This is a genomic window from Sodalis sp. dw_96 (assembly GCF_018449575.1).
Taxonomy (GTDB): Bacteria; Pseudomonadota; Gammaproteobacteria; order Enterobacterales; family Enterobacteriaceae; genus Acerihabitans.
Map to the genome: position 1 here is coordinate 155,302 of NZ_JAAVUT010000008.1, position 22,069 is coordinate 177,370.

Annotated in this window: 24 protein-coding genes; 18 read left to right on the forward strand and 6 right to left on the reverse strand. The window is 58.2% G+C overall.

Going from position 1 to position 22,069, the window contains the following annotated elements; all coding sequences use genetic code 11:
* Positions 1–41: 41 nt before the first annotated feature.
* Positions 42–971, reverse strand: coding sequence for a phosphonate ABC transporter substrate-binding protein (gene phnD / locus HB631_RS14065; RefSeq protein WP_213991792.1), 930 nt, complete (start codon positions 969–971; stop codon positions 42–44).
* A gap of 43 nt (positions 972–1,014) precedes the next feature.
* Complete coding sequence (gene phnC / locus HB631_RS14070; RefSeq protein WP_213991793.1) at positions 1,015–1,848, reverse strand: phosphonate ABC transporter ATP-binding protein; 834 nt, start codon at positions 1,846–1,848, stop codon at positions 1,015–1,017.
* 534 nt (positions 1,849–2,382) lie between these two features.
* Between phnC and phnF the strand changes: the two genes are divergently transcribed.
* The 11 genes from phnF (at position 2,383) to HB631_RS14125 (ending at position 10,766) form a co-directional block, all read left to right on the forward strand.
* Positions 2,383–3,108: a phosphonate metabolism transcriptional regulator PhnF gene (gene phnF / locus HB631_RS14075; protein WP_213991887.1), complete on the forward strand. Its 726-nt coding sequence runs from the start codon at positions 2,383–2,385 to the stop codon at positions 3,106–3,108.
* Positions 3,109–3,555, forward strand: coding sequence for a phosphonate C-P lyase system protein PhnG (phnG, locus tag HB631_RS14080; RefSeq protein WP_213991794.1), 447 nt, complete (start codon positions 3,109–3,111; stop codon positions 3,553–3,555). It begins immediately after the preceding gene.
* Positions 3,555–4,136, forward strand: coding sequence for a phosphonate C-P lyase system protein PhnH (gene phnH / locus HB631_RS14085; RefSeq protein WP_213991795.1), 582 nt, complete (start codon positions 3,555–3,557; stop codon positions 4,134–4,136). Before phnG ends, phnH begins: the two co-directional genes overlap by 1 nt.
* On the forward strand, positions 4,136–5,218 hold the full coding sequence (locus tag HB631_RS14090; protein ID WP_213991796.1) for a carbon-phosphorus lyase complex subunit PhnI: 1,083 nt from the start codon (positions 4,136–4,138) through the stop codon (positions 5,216–5,218). The genes phnH and HB631_RS14090 overlap by 1 nt, the downstream gene beginning before the upstream one ends.
* Complete coding sequence (locus tag HB631_RS14095) at positions 5,211–6,077, forward strand: alpha-D-ribose 1-methylphosphonate 5-phosphate C-P-lyase PhnJ (protein ID WP_213991797.1); 867 nt, start codon at positions 5,211–5,213, stop codon at positions 6,075–6,077. Before HB631_RS14090 ends, HB631_RS14095 begins: the two co-directional genes overlap by 8 nt.
* Entirely contained in the window at positions 6,077–6,865 is a 789-nt protein-coding gene (gene phnK, locus HB631_RS14100) for a phosphonate C-P lyase system protein PhnK (RefSeq protein ID WP_213991798.1), read from the forward strand. Before HB631_RS14095 ends, phnK begins: the two co-directional genes overlap by 1 nt.
* A gap of 42 nt (positions 6,866–6,907) precedes the next feature.
* Positions 6,908–7,642: a phosphonate C-P lyase system protein PhnL gene (gene phnL / locus HB631_RS14105; RefSeq protein ID WP_213991799.1), complete on the forward strand. Its 735-nt coding sequence runs from the start codon at positions 6,908–6,910 to the stop codon at positions 7,640–7,642.
* Entirely contained in the window at positions 7,639–8,775 is a 1,137-nt protein-coding gene (gene phnM / locus HB631_RS14110) for an alpha-D-ribose 1-methylphosphonate 5-triphosphate diphosphatase (protein WP_213991800.1), read from the forward strand. Before phnL ends, phnM begins: the two co-directional genes overlap by 4 nt.
* Positions 8,775–9,329 carry a ribose 1,5-bisphosphokinase gene (phnN, locus tag HB631_RS14115; RefSeq protein ID WP_213991801.1) on the forward strand — a complete coding sequence of 185 codons (555 nt, stop codon included), beginning with the start codon at positions 8,775–8,777 and terminating at the stop codon, positions 9,327–9,329. The genes phnM and phnN overlap by 1 nt, the downstream gene beginning before the upstream one ends.
* Positions 9,326–9,928, forward strand: coding sequence for a DapH/DapD/GlmU-related protein (locus tag HB631_RS14120; RefSeq protein ID WP_213991802.1), 603 nt, complete (start codon positions 9,326–9,328; stop codon positions 9,926–9,928). The genes phnN and HB631_RS14120 overlap by 4 nt, the downstream gene beginning before the upstream one ends.
* 382 nt (positions 9,929–10,310) lie before the next feature.
* The gene (locus HB631_RS14125; RefSeq protein WP_213991803.1) at positions 10,311–10,766 is read left to right on the forward strand and encodes a winged helix-turn-helix transcriptional regulator; all 456 of its coding nucleotides are present in this window, start codon (positions 10,311–10,313) and stop codon (positions 10,764–10,766) included.
* Here HB631_RS14125 and HB631_RS14130 read toward each other — a convergent pair.
* Genes HB631_RS14130 through HB631_RS14145 form a run of 4 tightly spaced genes read right to left on the reverse strand, consistent with a single transcriptional unit; the run spans position 10,763 to position 13,772 of the window.
* A complete protein-coding gene (locus HB631_RS14130; RefSeq protein WP_213991804.1) occupies positions 10,763–11,485 on the reverse strand; it encodes an ABC transporter permease subunit in 723 nt (240 codons plus the stop codon). The two genes, HB631_RS14125 and HB631_RS14130, sit on opposite strands and share 4 nt — an antisense overlap.
* Positions 11,482–12,162: an ABC transporter permease subunit gene (locus HB631_RS14135; RefSeq protein ID WP_213991805.1), complete on the reverse strand. Its 681-nt coding sequence runs from the start codon at positions 12,160–12,162 to the stop codon at positions 11,482–11,484. The genes HB631_RS14130 and HB631_RS14135 overlap by 4 nt, the downstream gene beginning before the upstream one ends.
* Positions 12,163–12,206: 44 nt before the next feature.
* Positions 12,207–12,980: an ABC transporter substrate-binding protein gene (locus tag HB631_RS14140; RefSeq protein ID WP_213991806.1), complete on the reverse strand. Its 774-nt coding sequence runs from the start codon at positions 12,978–12,980 to the stop codon at positions 12,207–12,209.
* A 27-nt stretch (positions 12,981–13,007) separates the two neighbouring features.
* Positions 13,008–13,772 (reverse strand): arginine deiminase-related protein, encoded by a 765-nt coding sequence (locus HB631_RS14145; protein WP_213991807.1) that lies wholly within the window; start codon positions 13,770–13,772, stop codon positions 13,008–13,010.
* Between the two features lie 293 nt (positions 13,773–14,065).
* On the opposite strand from HB631_RS14145, the gene HB631_RS14150 reads away from it, so the two are divergent.
* From HB631_RS14150 to HB631_RS14180, 7 genes are all read left to right on the forward strand, one after another.
* Positions 14,066–15,022 (forward strand): sugar-binding domain-containing protein, encoded by a 957-nt coding sequence (locus tag HB631_RS14150; RefSeq protein ID WP_213991808.1) that lies wholly within the window; start codon positions 14,066–14,068, stop codon positions 15,020–15,022.
* 379 nt (positions 15,023–15,401) lie between these two features.
* Entirely contained in the window at positions 15,402–16,043 is a 642-nt protein-coding gene (locus HB631_RS14155) for an SIS domain-containing protein (RefSeq protein ID WP_213991809.1), read from the forward strand.
* Positions 16,044–16,047: 4 nt separating this feature from the next.
* Positions 16,048–17,508 carry a xylulokinase gene (gene xylB / locus HB631_RS14160; RefSeq protein ID WP_213991810.1) on the forward strand — a complete coding sequence of 487 codons (1,461 nt, stop codon included), beginning with the start codon at positions 16,048–16,050 and terminating at the stop codon, positions 17,506–17,508.
* Positions 17,492–18,562, forward strand: coding sequence for an ABC transporter permease (locus HB631_RS14165; RefSeq protein ID WP_255557002.1), 1,071 nt, complete (start codon positions 17,492–17,494; stop codon positions 18,560–18,562). Before xylB ends, HB631_RS14165 begins: the two co-directional genes overlap by 17 nt.
* Positions 18,549–19,532: a substrate-binding domain-containing protein gene (locus HB631_RS14170; RefSeq protein ID WP_213991811.1), complete on the forward strand. Its 984-nt coding sequence runs from the start codon at positions 18,549–18,551 to the stop codon at positions 19,530–19,532. The genes HB631_RS14165 and HB631_RS14170 overlap by 14 nt, the downstream gene beginning before the upstream one ends.
* Before the next feature lie 25 nt (positions 19,533–19,557).
* Positions 19,558–21,060, forward strand: a complete 1,503-nt coding sequence (locus HB631_RS14175) for a sugar ABC transporter ATP-binding protein (RefSeq protein ID WP_213991812.1) — start codon at positions 19,558–19,560, stop codon at positions 21,058–21,060.
* A complete protein-coding gene (locus HB631_RS14180) occupies positions 21,057–21,668 on the forward strand; it encodes a hypothetical protein (protein WP_213991813.1) in 612 nt (203 codons plus the stop codon). Before HB631_RS14175 ends, HB631_RS14180 begins: the two co-directional genes overlap by 4 nt.
* The last annotated feature ends 401 nt before the right edge of the window (positions 21,669–22,069 follow it).

Consider the following 22,069-nt stretch of genomic DNA (forward strand, 5'->3'; position numbering starts at 1 on the left):
CGGCTGGGGCTGGTTGACAAAGTGCTGAACCTGAACAGGGATTAACGATTCTGCGTCAGAGCCTTTTTCAGGTCGATAATGTTCTGGAATTCGGCGATAGAGGTGGGTTCGATATGCTGTTTGCCGCCCACCGCCTTGACAAAGCAGGCGTGATCTTCTTTATCCAGCTGTTTGATGGTGTCCACCACCTTGGCCTTAAAGTCCGCCGGCAGCGAATGACGTACCAGGATCGGACCGTTGGGAATGACCGGCGATTGCCAGATAATACGAATCTGCTTCATCAAATCCGGATGATCCATTCTAATCAAGCGACCGAAAGCGCCGGAGTTATAACCCGCATTGTAATCGCCGGTCATGGAAGCCCAGGTCACCGCCCCTTCGAACTGGCCGTTCAGCACGCCGAGAATATCCTGTTCATGACCGCCGGAAAACGTGACGCTGGAGAAGGTGTTGTTATATTTATTATCCGTATTGCCGCCGAACTGTTTCTTGAACACAAAATCCGGGATCAAATAGCCTGAGGTGGAATCCGGATCGGCGAAACCGAAGGATTTGCCCTTCAGGTCTTCCAATTTTTTATAGGGACTGTCGGCTTTCACAATCACCACAGAATGGTAGCCGCGGGATTGGTCGTTATCATCCACCACGATCCCCACCAGATCGACGGCATTGGGTTTATTCAGATAAACCGAAGCGTAGGACGACGGGGACATACTTAATACCATATCGACTTTGTCCCCCAATAAACCCTGAATAACGCCGGCATAGTCGGAAGAATTACGTAATTTGGTATCCACATGTAATTTTTTATCAAAAAAATCTTTTACGCATTGATTATCGCCAATTTGCTGTGTGGCGTTTTGCCCACCCAAAATGCCTAAATTCAGCTCTTTAGGCGCATCCGCCGCCGCCACGTTGAACATCATGGTGGAGCCGACCACAAGGGCAGCCAGAGTAGATATCTTTTTCATTAAAATAGCCTTTATATTTAAAGAGAGGGAGAATAATTAATATTTAATGTATCTGATCTTTTTCTTCGCCGTATAAGCGGTGCAGTATTCCGTCAGTTAATAAAGAGGGATGATTATCAAAAACAATCTGCCCCTGGGTAATACCAATAACGCGGCTGCAATACTCTTTTACCAGTTCCACAGAATGCAGGTTCACCACCACGGCAATATTTCTTTCGGTCACGCTCTGCAAAGCATCCATAATGCGGCGGGTATTTTTGGGATCCAGGGAGGCCACAGGTTCGTCCGCCAGCAGAATTTTCGGGTTTTGCATTAACGCCCGGCAAATCGCCACCCGCTGCATCTGTCCGCCGGAGAGATTTTCCGCCCGTTGCAAGGCATGGGGTAAAATATTCAGCCATTGCAATAATTCAATCGCCCTGGCTCGATCGCCGTCGCTAAAAACTTTAAAAAAAGATTTGAACGTTGAGGTGTGACTCAGGCGTCCCAATAACACATTGGTTAATACATCAAGACGGGGAACCAGACAAAAATCCTGAAAAATCATACCGCATTGCGCCCGCCAGCGCCGCATCTGCCGAGGGGTCAGGCGCGCGATATCCAGAATATCCCCTTCTTCGCGATAATGCAGCAGCTCGCCGCCAGAGGAAGGAATCGTGCCGTTTAATATGTGCAGCAGCGTTGATTTGCCGGCACCGGATCGGCCGATAACCGCCACAAATTCACCGGCATGAAGATTAAAATTGATATCAGACAGTACCGGCTGTTGGGATTTATAATGCTTATATAATCCTTTTACCGCCAGGACTTGCTGTTGCCGCGCCGGCAGTTGGCTGGAAATGGATGTCTGCGCGAGCTTGAGGAGTGGCTGTGCCATATTATTTCTCCGGAGGTCAGCGATATGGTTGGTATTAACGGATTAAATTATGACAACTTAATGATGATATGATGACCTGCCGGTGACACAATAATGACTATTACCGATTGGCAATAAGAAATATATCGTTTGAATGCAGGGATTTCGAGATAAAAATTTAACGCCAAACGCGGTGAGTAAGCAAGAGAAAAGTCTTTAATAGTTGCCGAGAAAGGATTCCTCCCTCGATGGCTCAACGAAATATCATTCCAAAACCGTCAATCATTAAATAAACGTGAAAATTTTTTAAAATGATTAAAAAATTCCGTTTATCTTCAAGGCCCTTCCCTAAATATAAACCGTTTTCATTAAATAGTTCATCTTTCCGTCATATTCCATTAACCCGGCTGTCATTTAACGTCTGCATGATAACGCCAGTTTCAAGGCGAGAATTTAACAACGAGATGAGCATTATGTCGGTTTTTAATCCGAGCACATCTGGCTTGCTAATGTTGATTAACCTGAATGATCCGGTCAGCGGAGATGTTAATTATGCTGCACTTGTCTAGACATCCGACCAGTTATTCCACCCGCTACGAGCAAATTGCCGCGCTGCTTGAGCAGGAGCTGCGTTCCCACTACCGCTGCGGCGATTATTTGCCGTCCGAACAGCAGCTGGCGCAGCGGTATGAGGTCAATCGCCATACCCTGCGCCGGGCGGTGGATCAACTGGTGGATCGCGGCTGGCTGCAGCGCCGCCAGGGCATCGGTACCCTGGTGCTGATGCGGCCTTACGATTATCCCCTGCATGCCCGCGCCCACTTCAGCCAGAACCTGCTGGACCAAGGCAGCCACCCCACCAGCGAACTGCTGCTGGCGGTGCTGCGTCCCGCCAGCGGCCCCATCGCCGCCGCGCTGTGCTGCGAAGAGGGGGAAAACGTCATTCACCTGCGCACCCTGCGGCGGGTCAATAACGTTCCGCTGAGCGTCATCGATCACTATTTGCCGGATCTGCTCTGGTGGCCGGCGCTGCGGCAGTTTCGCAGCGGCTCGCTGCACGATTTTATCCGGCGGGAATTAAACCAGCCATTGGTACGCCGCCAGACGCGCATCAGCGCCCGCCGAGCCCAGTCCAAAGAGAGCCAATTGCTGGAAGCGGCCAACCAAACTCCGTTGTTGTGCGTTCGCACCCTCAACACCTGCGCCGGCAGCGACAAGGTGGCGGAATACTCCGTCACCCTGACGCGCGCCGATATGATTGAACTGACCATGGAGCACTGAATGCATACCTTAGAGGCCAGACAACGCTGGATGTCGGTTTTAGCGTCCAGTCCCGCCACCCTGCTGCGGGACCATTGGCAGGGGCTGGAACTGCATCCCGCCTATCGCGCCGTACGGGCGCCGGAAATCGGGCTCACTCAGCTACAGGCCCGCATGGGCGCCACCGGCCGCCGCTTCGTCCTGGGGGACATGACGGTCACCCGGGCGGTTGTTCAACTGGATAACGGCGCCTATGGCTACGGCTATATCGCCGGGCGCGACAAGGCCCACGCCGAACTGTGCGCGCTGATTGATGCCCTGATGCAGCAAACCGAGTTCCAGGAGCGTTTGCAGCGACAGCTGATTGAGCCGCTGGCCGCCCGCCGCCTGGAACAGCAGCAGCTGCGCGCCCGCGCCGTTGCCGCCAGCCGGGTGGATTTCTTTACCCTGGTACGAGGGGACAACTGATGACACTTCTGGCCGGCTTTACCCATCCCGTTTCCCAGGCGCAGCGGTCGTTCCGGCTGCTTCTGAAAGCATTAAGCGAACCGGGCCACCGTATCACCCTTGAGGACTGTCCCCGTTGGGACGACGTCGTCCCCGCCGCCGCCGGCGTATTGCTGACCCTGGCGGATGGTGAAACACCCTTATATATCACGCCGTCGTTATGCAGCGACAGCGTGCGGGCCACGCTGCGTTTTCATACCGGCGCGCCGCTGGTGCAGGCATTGACGAGCGCCGGGTTCGCGCTGTTCGACGGGCAGCTCACCGGCGCGGATTTGCAGGCCTTGCCCTGTGGCGATGAAACCTCGCCCGAATCGGGGGCCACGGTGCTGGTGCAGGTAGACTCCCTGGATGCGGGAATCCCGCTGCGCCTTAGGGGGCCGGGCATCAAGGATCGGCGCGATATCGCCCCGGCGCTGCCCGTGGCGGTGAAGGACTATTTATTGACCCCGTCCCGGCGTTTCCCGGCAGGTCTTGATTTTATCCTGCTGTGTGACGACCAGTTGCTGGCAATCCCGCGAACTGCCCATGTGGAGGTGTGCTGATGTATGTCGCAGTGAAAGGGGGCGAGAAGGCCATTGATGCCGCCCATCAACTACAAGAGCATCTGCGTCGCGGGGATACCGCCCTGCCGGCCATTGATTGCGAACAGATCGACCAGCAGCTTGGCCTGGCGGTGGATAGGGTCATGACCGAAGGGGGCATCTACGACCGTCAGCTGGCGTCCCTGGCGATAAAACAGGCCGGCGGCGATCTGGTGGAGGCGATTTTTCTGCTGCGCGCCTACCGCACCACCCTGCCGCGCCTGGGGGTCAGCGAACCGCTAAGCACCGAAACCATGCGCCTGGAGCGCCGGATTTCGGCGGTGTACAAGGATTTGCCCGGCGGTCAGGTACTGGGCCCCACTTACGATTACACCCACCGCCTGCTGGATTTTGCCCTGCTGGCGGAGGGGGAAGCCCCGACGGCGCCCCAGGCGGACGATCCGCTGCCGGAGAGCTGCGCCCATGTGTTTGATTTGCTGAACCGGGAAGGGCTGGCGCGGGCGGAGCAGGACGACGGCAGCGAACCGGATGATATCACCCGCCATCCGCCGGTGTATCCCGGCTCCCGTTCGGCGCGGCTGCAACGGCTGGTGCGCGGCGACGAGGGGTTCCTGCTGGCCCTGGGCTACTCGTCCCAGCGCGGTTACGGTCGCAGCCATCCGTTTGCCGGCGAGATCCGCAGCGGTTACCTCCAGGTGCAGTGGGTGCCGGAAGAGCTGGGTTTTGCCGTTGACCTCGGGGAGATCCTATTGACCGAATGCGAAATGGTGAATGGATTTGTCGATCCCGGCGATGAACCGCCCCACTTCACCCGCGGTTACGGCCTGGTATTCGGCCGCGCCGAACGCAAGGCCATGGCAATGTCGCTGGTGGATCGCGCCCTGCAGGCCGGGGACTACGACGAACCGGTCGCCAGCCCGGCCCAGGATGAAGAGTTTGTGTTGGCCCATGCCGACAATGTCGAAGCATCGGGTTTCGTCTCCCACCTGAAACTGCCCCATTACGTGGATTTTCAGGCGGAGCTGGAGCTGCTTAAACGCCTGCGCCGGGAATTCGCCGCCGGAGGGGAAAACCATGAGTGATATATTGACCGGCTACAACCCGGGTTATCTGGATGAACAAACCAAGCGCATGATCCGCCGGGCTATTTTAAAGGGCGTGGCGATCCCCGGTTATCAGGTGCCGTTCGGCGGCCGCGAAATGCCGATGCCTTACGGCTGGGGCACCGGCGGTATCCAGGTGACCTCCAGCATCATCGGCACGGCCGATGTGCTGAAGGTCATCGATCAGGGAGCGGATGACACCACCAACGCCGTCTCCATCCGCCGCTTCTTCCAGCGGGTGGCCGGCGCGGCCACCACCGAACGCACCGTGGAAGCAACGATTATCCAGACCCGCCACCGCATTCCGGAAACGCCGCTGGCGGAAGATCAAATCCTGGTTTACCAGGTGCCGAATCCCGAGCCCCTGCGTTTTATCGAGCCCAGGGAAACAGAGACCCGCAAGATGCACGCCCTGGAAGAGTACGGCGTAATGCAGGTGAAGCTGTACGAGGATATCGCCCGCTACGGCCATATCGCCACGACCTACGCCTATCCGGTAAAGGTCAATGGCCGTTATGTCATGGACCCGTCGCCGATCCCGAAGTTTGACAATCCGAAGATGAACATGATGCCTGCGCTGCAGCTGTTCGGCGCCGGACGTGAAAAACGCATCTACGCCCTGCCGCCGTTTACCCGGGTGGAAAGCCTGGATTTCGACGACCATCCGTTCACCGTCCAGAAATGGGATGAACCCTGCGCCATCTGCGGCTCACGCCACAGCTATCTGGACGAGGTGGTGCTGGACGATCTGGGCAACCGGATGTTTATTTGCTCGGATACCGATTATTGCCGGCAGCAACTGGCGCTGTCCCAACCCCCACATGAGGCGTCCCGCTGATGACTGTTGCAACGCTTTCCTCCACACCGCTGCTGTCGGTGGAAGACCTGACCTACTTCTATAGCCCCGGCAAGGGCTTCGGCAATGTCTCGTTCGAGATTTATCCCGGTGAGGTGCTGGGTATCGTCGGCGAATCCGGCTCCGGCAAAACCACCCTGCTGAAAGCCATCTCCGCCCGTCTGACGCCTCAGCGGGGACGGATTATTTACCGTCCCGGGGACGGCGAGCAGCACGATCTGTATCAAATGGCGGAGAGCGATCGCCGCCGCCTGCTGCGCACCGAATGGGGCGTGGTGCATCAAAACCCCCTTGACGGGCTGCGGGCGCGGGTTTCCGCCGGCGGCAATATCGGCGAACGGCTGATGGCGGTGGGCGAGCGCCATTACGGCAATATCCGCGCACAGGCCGGACAGTGGCTCACCGACGTGGAAATCCCCCTGGCGCGCCTGGACGACGTCCCCACCACCTTTTCCGGCGGGATGCAGCAACGGCTGCAAATCGCCCGCAACCTGGTGACCCATCCGAAGCTGGTGTTTATGGACGAGCCCACCGGCGGCCTAGATGTGTCGGTGCAGGCGCGGCTGCTGGATCTGCTGCGCGGCCTGGTGGTGGAGATGCAGCTGGCGGCGGTGATCGTGACCCACGATCTCGGCGTGGCGCGCCTACTGGCACACCGGCTGTTGGTGATGAAACACGGGGAAGTGGTGGAGAGCGGTCTGACCGATCGGGTGCTGGACGATCCCCATCATCCCTATACCCAACTGCTGGTGTCGTCGATTTTGTCTTGAACGCGAGAAGCCATATCGAGAGAAGCCATATTGAGAGAACCTATGAAAAATCTTCCCGACAACACGCAATACAACACGCGATTACAGGTGGAAAACCTGAGCAAGACTTTTGTGCTGCATAACCAGGACGGCGTGCGCCTGCCGGTATTGGAGGACGCCAACCTGCAGGTTAACGCCGGGGAGTGCCTGGTGCTGAACGGCCATTCCGGCAGCGGAAAATCCACCCTGCTGCGTTCCCTGTACGCGAACTATCTTCCCGACCGAGGCCATATCTGGCTACGGCATCAGGATCAATGGCTGGACATGGTCCCCGCCGATGCCCGGCAGATTATGGCGGTACGCCGCCATACCCTCGGCTGGGTAAGCCAGTTTTTGCGGGTCATCCCGCGCATCAGCGCCCTGCAGGTCGTGATGCAGCCCCTGTTGGAACTGGGTATCGACCCAAAGGTTTGCCGGGAACGGGCCGAAGCGCTGCTGGCGCTGCTCAACGTGCCGCGCAGACTATGGGCCCTGGCGCCGTCAACCTTTTCCGGCGGTGAACAGCAGCGGGTCAATATCGCCCGCGGTTTTATCGTGGACTATCCCGTGCTGTTGCTGGACGAACCCACCGCCTCCCTGGACAGCCGCAACAGCGCGGCGGTGGTGGGATTGATTGAGCAGGCCAAACAGCGCGGCGCCGCCATCGTCGGCATCTTTCACGACGACGGAGTGCGCGGGCGAGTGGCCGACCGCTTGTACGACATGCAGCCGCCCCATGGGTTGGAGATTGTAAGATGATTATCAACAACGTTAAGCTGGTTTTGGAAAACGAGGTGGTGGACGGCGCCATCGAGACGGAAGACGGCATCATCCGCCGGATCGGAGAAAGCGCCAGCCGGTTGCCGCAGGCCGTGGACGGTGAAGGGGGCTGGCTATTGCCCGGTCTTATCGAGCTGCATACCGACAACCTGGACAAATATTTTAACCCACGGCCGAAGGTGGACTGGCCGTCCCATTCAGCCATGAGCAGCCATGACGCGCTGATGATTGCCAACGGCATTACCACCGTGCTGGACGCGGTGGCGGTGGGCGATGTCCGCGACGGCGGCCACCGGCTGGATAACCTGCAAAAGATGATCGACGCGGTGATCAACAGCCAGCAGGCGGGGCGCAATCGCGCCGAGCATCGGCTGCACCTGCGCTGCGAGCTGCCCCATAGCAGCACCCTGCCGCTGTTTGAGCAACTGGTGGATAAACCGGGCGTTTCCCTGGTATCGCTGATGGATCATTCGCCGGGTCAGCGCCAGTTCGCTTCCCTTGAAAAGTACCGCGAATATTACCAGGGCAAATATCATCTCAATTTGGACCAGTTGGCCGCCTTCGAGGAGGAGCAAACCGGCCTGGCGCGGCGCTGGTCGGCGCCGAACCGTGCGGCCATCGCCGAGCACTGCCGCCGGCGCAATATTTCCCTGGCCAGCCATGACGACGCCACAGAGGAGCACGTGGTGGAATCCGCCGCCCTGGGCAGCGCCATTGCGGAATTTCCCACCACCGAAACCGCCGCCCTGGCCTCGCGCCGGCACGGCTTGCAGGTACTAATGGGCGCGCCGAATATTGTGCGCGGCGGGTCGCATTCCGGCAATGTGGCGGCCCAACATCTGGCGGCGCTCGGGATGCTGGATATTCTCTCGTCCGATTATTATCCCGCCAGCCTGATGGATGCGGTGTTCCGCATTGCGAACGACGCCGGCAATGCCTACACCCTGCCGCAGGCGGTGAAAATGGTGAGCCTAAACCCGGCGCGCGCCCTGGGACTCAGCGATCGCGGGCTGATTGACGAGGGCAGGCGCGCGGATCTGCTACTGGTGAATCGCCACGGCGAACATATGTATGTCAAAAATGTCTGGCGCCAGGGACGGCAGGTATACTGATGAGCCGCCTTATTTATCTTATGGGCCCCTCGGGGTCCGGTAAAGACAGCCTGCTGGCGGCGATGCGTTGCCAATCGCTCCCGTCCCTGCTGGTCTCTCATCGTTACATTACCCGCCCGTCCGGCGACGGCAGCGAGAACCATATCGCCCTGAGTGAAAGCGAATTTATGCAGCGCCGCGCCGCGGGGCTGTTTGCGCTGCACTGGCAGGCGCACCACTATCATTACGGCCTGGGCATCGAAATCGATTTATGGCTGCTGCGGGACAGCCATGTGGTCGTCAATGGTTCCCGCGCCCATCTGGCCCAGGCACAGCAACGCTACGGCGATCGTTTGCTGCCGGTGTGCCTGCGGGTCTCGCCGGCCAACCTGCGGCTGCGGCTGCGACAGCGAGGACGGGAAACCTCCAGGGAAATTACCGACCGGCTGGCCCGGGCGGCGGAATACCAGCAATCCCTGCCGGACCATTGCGCCTGGCTTGATAACAACGGCCCCATCGCCGATACCGTGACGGCCTTTCTGGCCCTGATTAATCCGCCACAGGAATCATTATGAATATTAAAGCGCAACCCAAGATAGGCAATAACGTGACGTTAAACCAGGCCCGATTGGGACAGTACGTCCATCTGTCCGACGACGCCGTACTGGAAGAAGTGGAGCTGGGGGATTATTCCTATACCGCCGGCCATAACCAGATCTCCTACGCCACCATCGGCAAATTCGTCTCCATCGCCACCTATGTCCGGATCAATCCCGGCAACCATCCAACCTACCAGCGTATCGCCCAGCATCACTTTACCTACCGCGGCTCGGACTATGATTTGGGTGAGGACGACGAAGCCATTTTTGACTGGCGCCGCGCCCAGCATGTCACCATTGGACATGATGTCTGGATCGGCCATAACGCGGTAATCATGCCGGGAGTCACCATCGGCAACGGCGCGGTCGTGGGCAGCGCGTCGGTGGTGACCAAGGACGTCGCCCCTTACGCCATTGTCGCCGGCGTGGCGGCGAAACAGATCGGCAGCCGGTTCTCCGATTCCCTGATTGAACGTATCGAACGCAGCGAATGGTGGCACTGGGATCACGAAACCCTGCGGGAACGGATGGCGGATTTTCGTGATATGGAAAAATTCATCGCCCGTTACCTATGATTTTTCCATTAATTGCCGATTAATTTTCCATTAATTTCCAAAAAAATTTATCCCGGGCAGTAGTTCATTGATCGGCGACGACAGCGATATCGTCATGGCTTACCGGGTAATCTCTTAAAGATGCCGGCTATTCTACCGGCATATCTTCTCCTTCGGCGCAGTCAAGGACGCCCGTCCCAATGGCGGGACCAGGGAAAGTCTCCCGCCATAACCGCCGCCCGTCCCCCCTCGCCCCGCAAATAAATTGTTACCGCACGCGCACCGTTCCCCCTTTACGCTCCGGATGAATCGTTACCAGCGCATTTTCCCCTCCGTTCCGTCGGATGCATGAATCTCTTAAGATGCAGGCTAGGCTTGTCAACTCGCAGGGGATGTCTTGTTGGTGGAAAAAAAAACCAGGCTCGACAAAATCGACAGAAAAATTATCGAAGTGCTGCAAAAAGACGGCAGGATCTCATTTCAGAAGCTATCGGAGCGGGTCAATCTCACCGCCCGTCCCTGTCTGGAACGGGTGCGCAATATGGAGAGAACCGGCGTCATCCGCGGTTATACCGCGCTTATCGAGTTTCCGGAGCCGGAACATGCTTTTATTATCCAGGCGCAAGTGGCGTTGGCGGATCACGGCCGTTCCCAGGCGGCCTTTGTGCGGGAGGTGCAGCACACCGAAGAGGTGCTCGACTGCTGGCTGGTCAGCGGCAGTTTTGACTTTCTGGCGCGTATCGGCTGCCGGGATGTGGACCATTACCGCCGGTTGGCGGACAGCTGGCTGGCCAGCAAAAAATTCCGCGTGGATAGAATTGTCACCATTACGGAATTACAGGCGATAAAGCGCGCCTAAACCCGAGATTGAAACCTCAGCCATTTGTGCTCCGCACGGGCACAGAGATAGAGCAGCAGGAAAGTGCAGAGCAGGTAGAGAGCCGCCGCAATCAAAAACGGGATAAAGGGAGAAAAGGTGGAGGAGTACACCGAACGGGCGACGCCGGTGATATCCATCAGGGTGACGGTGCTGGCCAGGGACGTGGCGTGCAGCAAAAAAACCAGCTCGTTACACAGCGCCGGAATGCCGCGGCGCAAGGTGGCGGGCACCACCAGCCGCCGGATGATGGTGAACCGGGACATGCCGAATGCCTCGGCGGCGACCCATTCCCGCCGGGGAAAGGTGGCCATCATACCGGCCATCAGTTCGGTCACGTAAGCCCCCATGTTCAGGGTCAGCGCCAGTACCGCGCAGAACGTGGCGTTACGGAACATCAGCCAGAAACAGTTTGCATTGCACCACCCCTCCTGGACCACACCGAACTGCGACAGTCCGTAATAAATCAGCATTAATTGCAGGTAGAGCGGCGTACCCCGGAAAAAATAGCTGTAGATTTTAATCAGCCACGCCACCGGGCGCGGGCCGAATGCCTGCAATACCGCCAGCACTATCGACAGCAACGACCCCGGAATCAATGCCAGCAGGAACAGCCGCGCGGTCAGCGCCAATCCGCTGGTTTCCAAATCATCGCGCCATAAAAAGGCCGGCGCACATTCCAGCAGCGCCTCGGCATTCATCCGCCCGCTCCGTAAAAGGCATAACGCCGGCTCAGGTAACGAAAAAACCAGCCGGAACAGGCGGTAATGGAGAGAAAAATCAGCGAAACGATTAAATAGAATAAAAACGGCTTATGGGTGGCGCGGCCGGTTTGCTCCGCCAGCCAGACCATATCCTCAAGCCCCAGCAGGGACACCAGCGCCGAGGCCTTCATCAGGCCGAGCCAGTTATTGTTGATGCCCGGAATCGCGAAGGCCAGCATTTGCGGCGCCAGGATCCGGCGGCACATTTGACCGGTGGACATACCGAACGCCGCCGCCGCCTCCAATTGCCCTTTGTCGACGTTCTGGAAAGCGCCGCGAAAGGTTTCGGTAAAGTAGGCGCCGAACACGAAACCCAGGGCCAAAACGCCGGAGATAAACGAATTGAATCGCAACGCGCCGATACCCAGCATGTTCAGCAGCATGTTCAACACCATTTCTCCGCCGAAAAACATCAGCAGCATCACTACCAGCTCGGGAATGCCCCTGACAATCGTCGTGTAAGACCAGGATATGGCCCGCAGCCAGCGCGGGCCGAAAAGTTTAATGACCCCGTTGATAAACCCGAGGACCAACGCCACCGCCAGCGACGTCAGCATCACGCGCAGGGAGAGAAGCGCCCCCCGGCCCATCAAATGCAGGTACTCTTCCGCCATGTTCTTTCCCCTTGAATATCCTCCGGGCCGGCGCCGGATAACCATCAGCTGCCGTAGATATCAAAGGAAAAATAGCGCTGCTGAATCCGATCATAGGTACCGTTGGCACGAATAGCCCGGATGGCGTGGTTAAGCGCCTCCAGTAATTCAGGATTACTTTTCGCCACCGCGATACCGACATCCGAAGAGAGTGCGCCGTCCTGGATTGCCGGACCGGCAAAGCCAAAATTTTTTCCTTTTTCAGTATTGAGAAACCCGGTGGCGGCCTGGAGATTATTCTGTAATGCCGCATCGATACGCCCGGAAAACAAATCCAGATAGACACTGTCCTGATTATGATAAGCCACAAGCTTAACGCCTTGACCAGCCCAATGTTTGCGGGCATAACTCTCATCTACCGAACCCAGCTGAACGCCGATGGTTTTACCCTTCAATACCGCTGGATCCGGCCGCAATCCACTGCCTTTACGGGCGACGAGCTGCTCACCGCTGGAGTAATATTTTTCGGTGAAGTCCACCTCTTTTTTACGCTCTTCGGTAATATTCATCGAGCCGATAATCGCATCGAATTTATTGACATTTAACGCGGCAATCATACTTTCGAACGGCTGTTTGACGAATACGCATTCGGCCCCCAGCTGTTCGCACAACGCATTGGCGATATCAATGTCGAAGCCCACGATCTCTCCATTGGGCGCCAGTTCGTCAAACGGCGGAAAACCGCTGTCCACGCCCCAGCGGATAGTGTGAATATCCTTGGCCCACAGCGGGGCGGCCAACACCAGGCCAATCAAACAAAGCAGGATGTTTCTTTGCATAGCATTTTCCTCCGGTCGTTCATTCAATCAGAAACGCAGCGACAGGCAGGTCAGGCCGCCGTCCATTTTCTTAAATTCGCCGGTATCCAGCACGATAACCGGCAGTTCCTGCTTTTGCAGTTGCCGCAGGGTATGTCCATAACCGGCGGGGGTAATCAAGGTGTTATTGATCCACAGGGTATTGGCGGCATAGGCTTCCTCGCCGGGGATGATGATGGGCGTGAAACCGGTAAAGGCGGGATGGTTCCCATAGGCCTCGGTTAATAACAACCGGTTGCCGCCGATATAGTTGATGACGGATTTCAGATGCAGTCCGTCTGCGATTTCCACGGCCCGCACCCGATAGCCCAGCGGTTCGACCCAGCGGGCGAATTCACTGATGGCCGCCTCGTCGGTGCGGGAGGTCAGGCCGATAAAAAATCGCTTTTCCACCAGCAGGACATCGCCGCCGTCCATGTTGCCGCTGCGGCTCATGCGCCGCAGGGGTCTCTCCCGGTCCAATTCGGCGACGATGCCGTCGGCTTCCCCACGGCGGGAGGGCGAGCCCATAGGGGTGATCACCGCCATTTCAGGCATGATAACCGCCGTATCCTCGATGAAATGCCCGTCGGGATACTCGGGCTGCGCCGGCAGCACCATTACCTTGAGACCCAGCATTACCAACGTGTTTATATAGGCAAAAAATTGTTCCTGGGTCTTTTGAACATCCGGCGCGCCCAGGGAGGCGCTGGTTGTGATCCCCTCGCCGCAGTTGGCGGCGGGGAGCCTGGCGTAGGCTCGGTAAAATTGCACTAGGTTCTCTCCGGACATCTAGCAGGGGGTGTAAAGATTATCCATGGGTTTATCGGTCAAGTCTGGTCGAACTCGCGGCGGGAAGTGAGGATATGCGCTGAATATTCACCCTCGGCAACCAAATTCGCTGCTGAGCCCGGGCGCGTAAAGTTAGCTGACAGTGCCGATACAATGAGCTAAGATAACGCTCAAATGAGCAAATGAATCGGTGCGACGGACGGCAGCATAAGCCACCGACAGCTGGGATTATGCCGACCTTGTTAAAACTGTCCCTTACGCCGGGAGAACTATTGATGACCACTCAACCCTTACAAAAAATCCAGGCGATCACCGTGGCGCGCGCTTATTTTCTCGACCGTAAGACCAAAAGCCAGATTGCCGATGAAATGGCTATCTCGCGGTTTCGCGTGGCGCGCATCCTGGACGACGCCATCGAGAGAGGCCTGGTAAAATTTGTCATCGCCGAACAGGAAGAGATAGACACCGCCCTTTCCCATCAATTGACAAAAAAATTCGGTCTTCATCAGGCGGTGGTTCTGGCCGGACCGGAGCTGCCCGCCAGCGCCATTACCCAACGGCTGGGTATTCTCGGCGCGGCGGTGGTGGAAGAATTGCTCAGGCCGGGCATGAGCGTCGGCGTGGCCTCCGGGCGGGTCTTGTCGGCGGTGGCCGACGCCCTGACCCATTTGCCGGTGCTGGATGTGGTGCAGGCCACCGGCGCGCAGCCCGGCATGGAGTTTTCCCACAATTCAATCGAACTGGTACATCGCATTGCCAATATCAGCGGCGGCAAGGCGCACCCTATTTATATTCCCATGTGGGTGGACAACCAGGAAACGGCTCGCAACCTGCTGCGGGAACCCAGCGTGGCGGCGGTACACGAGCGTTATAATCATCTGGACGTGCTGATAACCGGCATCGGCTCCTGGAATCCACCGGAGTCATGCATGTTCACCACTTTTCCGGATGACTGGCGCCGGCAGGTTTTAGCCGCCGGCGTCTGTGCCGATATCTGCACCACCATTGTGGACAAGCGTGGCCGGGTGGTGCCCTCCCCATTGGATCAGCTCAGCCTGTCCATGAGGGACGAGCAGGTGCGCAACGTGCCGGAAGTGGTGGCCATTGCCGGCGGCCAGGAAAAATACGGCGCCATTGCGGCCACGCTTATCGGCAAATGGGTCACGACGCTTATTACCGATGCCGGTACCGCGCGCTACCTTCTGGCCCTGGCCCCCTCGGTCCTGAAATAGTGTGGCTCGGCGCTTTTTTTGCCGCCGTCGGCGCCTTTCACCGCCGGCCTATGGATGACTCGATAACGTCCCTCGCTAAATTTTCTTTCCCCTCCTGAATAAAATCTTCTTGCCCGGCTTTCACGGGCAAGCCGCACTTTTTAAGGCTATCCCGATGAAAAAAGCAGGGCGGAATGCTATTTTTTAACACGCTCATTTGAGCGATGCTAAAAAAGGCAATGGTAAAAAAACTCAGACCTGATTCACTGTTTTATTGAGTGGACATACTCTGATTGATGAAAATTGTGACAAATATCGGATAAACAACAGGCGGCAATTGCACGGATGTTTGAATAAAGTAATTTATTCAGTAAATCAATCGAGCGGAGTAGATGCACATATGAGCAATAAAGACATTTTCGACGCCGCCGGTGTGGCAGCGCAGGTGACCGAGTCGGATATCCAGGCGGTGGCCGCCATCAAAAGCCTGTTTGACCAGCCGGTGTTTGATCAGGTCACCACTTTGCTCGCCGCTTGCACAGGCAAAGTATTGGTCACCGGCAGCGGCACCAGCGGTTCGGTGGCGCGGCGGGCCGCGCATTTACTCTCGGTAAGCGGCACGCCGGCGTTCTTCCTTTCGCCCGGCGACGGTTTGCATGGCGGATTGGGCGCGCTGACGGCGGATGACATTATCCTGGCGTTCTCCAAAGGCGGCAGTTCACTGGAATTGAATGATTTTTGCCAGCGCGGACGAACCCTGGCCAATCACCTGGTGGTTATCACCGCCGACCCCGCCTCGCCGCTGAGCCAAATGGCGGACCTGGTGCTGTCGATTCCCTTGGCAAAAGATTGCGATTTGGGCGGCGTTATCGCCACCGGCTGCACATTGGCGTTTTCAGCCCTGACCGATGTGCTGGTGGAGATTTCCCGGCGTCTGCGCGGCTATGAGTGGGAATCCTTCTTCTTCACTCACCCCGCCGGCGCGGTGGGGCAACATGCCGTGGACAATCTCAAACGGTTGCAGAAAAGCGGACAGAGGTAGCAGCATGACCAGGGATATCGTCGCCGGCATTGATTCATCCACCCAGTCCTGCACCGTACTGCTTCGCAGCCTCGCCGACGGGGAGGTGATAGCCCAGGCCCGGGCGCCGCATCCCCCCACCACGCCGCCCTGCAGCGAGCAAGATCCCCGTGCCTGGTGGCAGGCATTGTGCCTCGCCCTGGGGGAACTCAGGGAATACTGGCCGCGCATCGCCGCCTTGTCCGTCGGCGGACAAGGGCACGGGCTGGTGATACTGGATGAAAACGACCGCCCGCTGCGGCCGGCCAAGCTTTGGAACGATACCGAGTCCGCACCGCAAGCCCGCTGGCTGTCACGGCAGCTGACGCCCCTTGAATGGGCCGCCGCCACCGGTTCGGTACCCGGCCCGGCCATGACCATCGCCAAGCTGGCCTGGACCGAACGGCACCATCCCGGCCTGTTGGCCCGCAGCCGACGGATCATGCTGCCCTTCGATTACCTGGTATACCGGCTGTGCGGACGTTGCGTGGCGGAACGCGGCGGCGCGTCGGGCACCGGTTATTTCAACCCGTTCGACAACAGCTGGCAGCCTCAATTGGCGGCTCTGGTGAATGCCGATATCGATTGGCAGGCGCGCTGGCCGGAGATTATCCCCTCCCATGGGCTGGCGGGCGAAGTCACGCCGGCGGCGGGTTTGCCCGAACTCACCGGCGCCCTGGTGGGGGTCGGCACCGGCGACAATATGTCAGCGGCCCTGGGCATGAATGTGCAACCCGGCGATGTGGCTATCTCTATCGGCACCAGCGGCACTTTGTACGGCATCAATCCGCAGGGGATAATCGATCCCACCGGTACCCTGAACGGCTACGCCGATGCCGCCGGACGCTATATGCCGATGATTACCACCCTCAACGCGGCAAAGGTCACCGATACCTTCCGCCGGCTGTTGAATGTCACCACCGAGGAGTTTGACAATCTGGCGCTGTCTTGCGAACCGGGGGCCGGAGGGCTGGTGCTGCTGCCCTATCTGGACGGTGAACGGACGCCGAATCTGCCCGATGCCCATGGCCGGATCGACGGCCTGCGCAACACCACCACCGCTGAACACCTGGCCCGCGCCGCCGTGGAGGGTGTGTTATGCGGTTTACTGATGGGCCGCGAAGCGCTGCTCGGTTACGGTTTTAACATGTCGGGCCGGTTACTGCTCACCGGCGGCGCCGCCCGTTCAAGGGCCTACCGGCAGATACTGGCCGATCTCAGCGGGCAGGAAGTCTGGGTCAGCCCGGTGGCGGAAACCGCCGCGGCCGGCGCGGCGGTTCAGGCGGCGGCGGTGGCGAAGGGTTGCGGCAATGCCGAGATGGCCGATCGTTGGAGCGTTCCGCTGCAACCGGTGGCGCAGCCTCGGGCGGACGGCCGTCCGGTGCTGGAAAACTATATCCATAGCGCTCACTCATTCCAGGAGAGTCACCATGCGTCAACCCGATAAAGCGAGGGTGCAAAAACAGCCGATACGTATTCCGCCGGAAGCGGGCATTGCCTTGGTATTCCTGTTGGTTATGCTGGGGGGGTTTATTGCCTCCCCCAACTTTCTTACCGTATCGAATCTGATGGTGTTGCTGCTTAACGGCGCGGTGATCGGTTTCCTTTGCCTGGGCCAGTCTTTTGTACTGCTCACCGGCGGCATCGATCTCTCTTGCGGCTCCATCGTCGCCATGACCTGTGTGGTGGCGGCGCTTCTGATGGAAAACTTCGGCCTGCCCTGGCAGTTGGCGGTGCCGATTGTCCTGGCGGTGGGCGCCCTCACCGGGTTGGTGAACGGTTTAATCATTGAGCGAACCGGCGTGCCGCCGTTTATTGTCACCTTCGCCATGATGGGGGTAGCGGCCTCCATACCGCAGATCATTACCGGCGCGGAGTCCATTCGGGTCACCCAAATCGGCTACAGCCTGATCGGCCAGTCCAAACCCCTGGGCATTCCTTTTCCGGTGCTGGCGCTACTGATTGCGGTGATTATCGCGGTGGTTTTCCTGCGTCGCAGCGTCACCGGCACCCATATCTACGCGGTGGGGGGGAATGCCGACGCGGCGCGCCTGGCGGGGATCAGTATCCCCCGCATAACCCTGCTGGTGTATGCCATTTCCGGCCTGTGCGCCGCCTGCGGCGGACTGATTTACGGCTCCAGGCTGATGACCGGCTACCCCACCGCCGGACGGGGCGACGAACTGTTTTTTTCCATCGCCGGCGCGGTGGTGGGCGGCGTCAGCCTGTTTGGCGGCACCGGCAGCATTATCGGCGCCATGATAGGCGCCATGCTGATCGCGGCGATTTCCAACCTGATGAACGTCATGAATGTCAGCGCCTACTGGCAACCTCTGGTTATCGGCCTGATCATTCTGTTTGGCGTCACTTTCGACACCCTGAGAACCGCCAGGAAAATCACCATTCCCTGGCTCAAACGCCGTAAACCCATAAGCAAGTCCATAACAAAAAGTCAAAACCAACGTACCCAACAGCCAGGAGAAGGCCATGCAAATCCGTAATAAATTCGTTGTCGCCGGCACGGCAGTGATGCTCTGCACCGCATTGGCGGGATGCAACCGCGAAGACAGCAGTCAAACCGCCGGCGCGCCGGCGAAAAAAACCCTCGGCGTCACGCTGCCTAATCTCACCAATCCCTATTATGTGGCGATGAAAAAAAGTTTTGAGGATAACGGCGCGGCGCAGGGTTTTAACGTGAAAATCTCCATTGCCGATAATGACGACGCTAAACAGCTGTCCCAGGTGCAAAGCTTCGTGCAGCAGAAAGTCGACGCCGTGGCGGTGAACTGCGTCTCCTCCGGCCCCTGCGTCGCGGTCATCGGTGAATTGAACCGTGCCAAAATCCCGGCCTTTACCATTAATCTGCTGCCCGATACCGACGGCATGAAGCAGCAGGGCGTAAGCGTAGTGCAGGGCGTGCAGACCGACCAGGCGGAAGGCGGTCATTACATCGGGGAACAACTGGTGAAAGATCTCGGCCCCGACGGCAAGGCGATTATCGGTATCGTCGGCGAACCCACATCCATTTCCGCCAATGCCCGGGACGACGGGTTCAAACAGGCCATTGCGTCCAACCCCAACCTGAAGGTCGTGGCTCTGGTGAACGGCAAGGTGGAAGAGACCACCTCCCTTAAGGTCACCACGGAAATGCTGCAGGGCAACCCGGGAATGACCGTCGTGTTTTCCGATACCGAGCCTTCGGCGCTGGGCGCCGCGGCGGCCATCGACCAATTGGGCAAGAAAGGCAATGTGCAGCTTTACAGCTTTGTGGATAAAGAAGGCGTCAAACGCATCGAGGACAACAGCATCCTGAAAGCCGGCGCGATCCAGGAACCGGTGAAACTGGCCGCCCTGCTGGTGGGCAGCGTGAAAAAACATTTCGCCGGAGAAACCTTGCCGCCGCTGTTGAACAGTCCGCCGCTGCTGGTGAATAAAGACAATGCCCCCAAAGTTATCGACGCGGCATATTGAGGTATAAAACCGGAGGGGAGAGGAAATGAACTATGTTGCCCGTGGCATCAAGATCGCGTTTTCAGGGGTACGAGTCCTGCACGGGGTGGATTTTTGCGTCAAACCCGGAAAAATCCATGGCCTGTTCGGTCATAACGGCGCAGGTAAAACCACCCTGCTGAAAGTCCTGGCCGGCGTGAACAGCCACGACGAAGGGCAACTGCTGCTGGGGGATCGCGTCATCCGCCTCTCATCGCCGAGGGATGCCCTTAATCAGGGCATCGCCTGCGTTTATCAGGAATTGCGGCTGATACCCGATATGTACGTTTGGCAGAACCTGTTTCTCGGCCGGGAAATCCGGCGGCGCGGTTTCCTCGATAAGACGGCGATGTTGCGCCATACCCAACGGGTTATCGCCGGGCACGGACTGCATTTCAGCGCCGGCGACCTGGTAAAAAACTTGTCCCATCCCGATAAACAGATGCTGGAGGTGATAGCCAATCTCGATCGCGATGCGCGCTTTTTATTCCTGGATGAGCCCACCACCGCCCTGGAGGGCGGCCAGGCAGAGGAATTGCTGCAGGCGGTGCGGCACATCGCCCGGGAAAAAAATATCGGCGTGGTGCTGGTGTCCCACAAGCTGGACGAAGTGCTGGGGGTCTGCGACGAAGCCACCGTCATGTGCGGCGGCCGGGTGATTTATCATGCCGACAAACAGAGCCTCAGCAAACAGGCGATTGTGGATGCCATTGTCGGGGACGCCGCGGTCTACCAGGGGTCGGCACAGCACCGTGGCGACAGGGATAACCAACGGACGCCGTTCCTGAGCATTAATCAACTCTCCACGCCGCGCCTGAAAAATATCCGTCTGAGCGCCCGGCGCGGTGAAATATTAGGGGTCTACGGCCTGGCGGGGGCCGGCCGGACGCGCTTTTGCCGTACCCTGTACGGACTGGAGACCATTACCGGCGGCCAGATCGTTCTGGACGGCCGCCCCTATCACCCCACCAACCCGGCCTTTGCCATCAGGCAAGGCATCGCCTATCTCACCGAGGAGCGTAAAAAAGACGGTTTTATCCCGAGGATGTCGAGCCTGACCAATGCCGTACTGCCGATTTTGCGCCGTTTCCGGCAGGGGGGCATGATTAATCATCGCAGTGCGGACCGGAACGCGCGGGGCATTTTGCACAGTATGAATACCCTCGGTTCGTTGGACGGGCCCATCCAATCCCTATCCGGCGGCAACCAGCAGAAAGTGCTGTTCGCGCGGGTGATCGGCCAGCAGGCCAAGCTCATTTTGCTGGATGAACCCACCAAGGGGGTGGATATCGGCGCCAAAGCGGATATCTACCGGATCATTCGGCAATTGGCCGATGCCGGCTGCTGCGTAATCATGGTCTCCAGCGAAGAAGAAGAGCTGCTCGAAGTGGCGGATGTCATTACCGTTTTCCGCCACGGACAGTGCGACGGCATCGCCCTTCCCGTCGGGAATATCACGGCGGCCATGTTGCGCAAAGCGGCCTGGGTCAGCGAAACGGCGGCGGCATGAAAATTTCCGCCAGCGTCTATGCCGCCGATCAGCGCTGTGTTATGGCGCAATTGATCCCGCTGCTGCCACACCTCGAATCCTTGCATTTTGATGTCATGGACGGGCATTTCGCGCCGGTCTTCGGCCTCAACCAGACCTTGTTCCGCCAATTACGCCACAGCGTTGATTTACCCATCGACGTGCATTTGATGATACGGCATCCGCAGTCCTGGGCGCTGCGCTTTGCCGAGATGGGCGCGCGCTGGATAGCCTTTCATCCCGAAACCTGCGAAAATCCGCTGGCGCTGCTGCGCTCCATCAGAGACTACGGCTCCCGCGCCTACCTGGCCCTCAGCCCGCATGTCACCGTGCCGTCGGTGCGCCATTTACTGGACGAAGCGGACGGCGTGCTGATATTAAGCACTCCGCCGGGCGGCGGCGCCTTTATACCGGAGATGCTGGCGAAAGCCCGCGGGCTGCCGGTTGAATTACCGGTGGTACACGACGGCAAAATGCAAAGACATCATGCCGGGCTGCTCAGGAATTTGCCGGGTGATCTGGTGGTGATGGGAGCCGCTCTGTTCGGCACGCCGCCGCCGGTGGTGAGCCTGGCGCCGATAAAGGGTTAAACGAACGTCTATAATCCTGGCGCCGACCAGGGGTTAAACGAACGCGTATAAACCCGGCGCCGACCAGGGGCTAAACGGTTATTGATAAGCCCGATGGCGGGAAGGGTAAAACGACTCGTTCACCGTTGCGGGCAGTTCATATCTTTTGTCCTGTTTTATATGCTGCCTTATGGCTGGGCATATAGCCGGAGAGGGTATGGCATCCGCCCAATCTATTGTGATTATTGTCATATTTTGAACATTCTTCCACACGACGTTGCCATAATGTGACCGCCAGCACATTCAACGGGATACCACAAAAAATACCCCTTAACCCCCCTTAAGATTGGTCATTTGCATAATGACTTACCCCCCCACGCTTTTTATACTGCAATTCACGGCAAAAGAGTGAAGCAATAAAG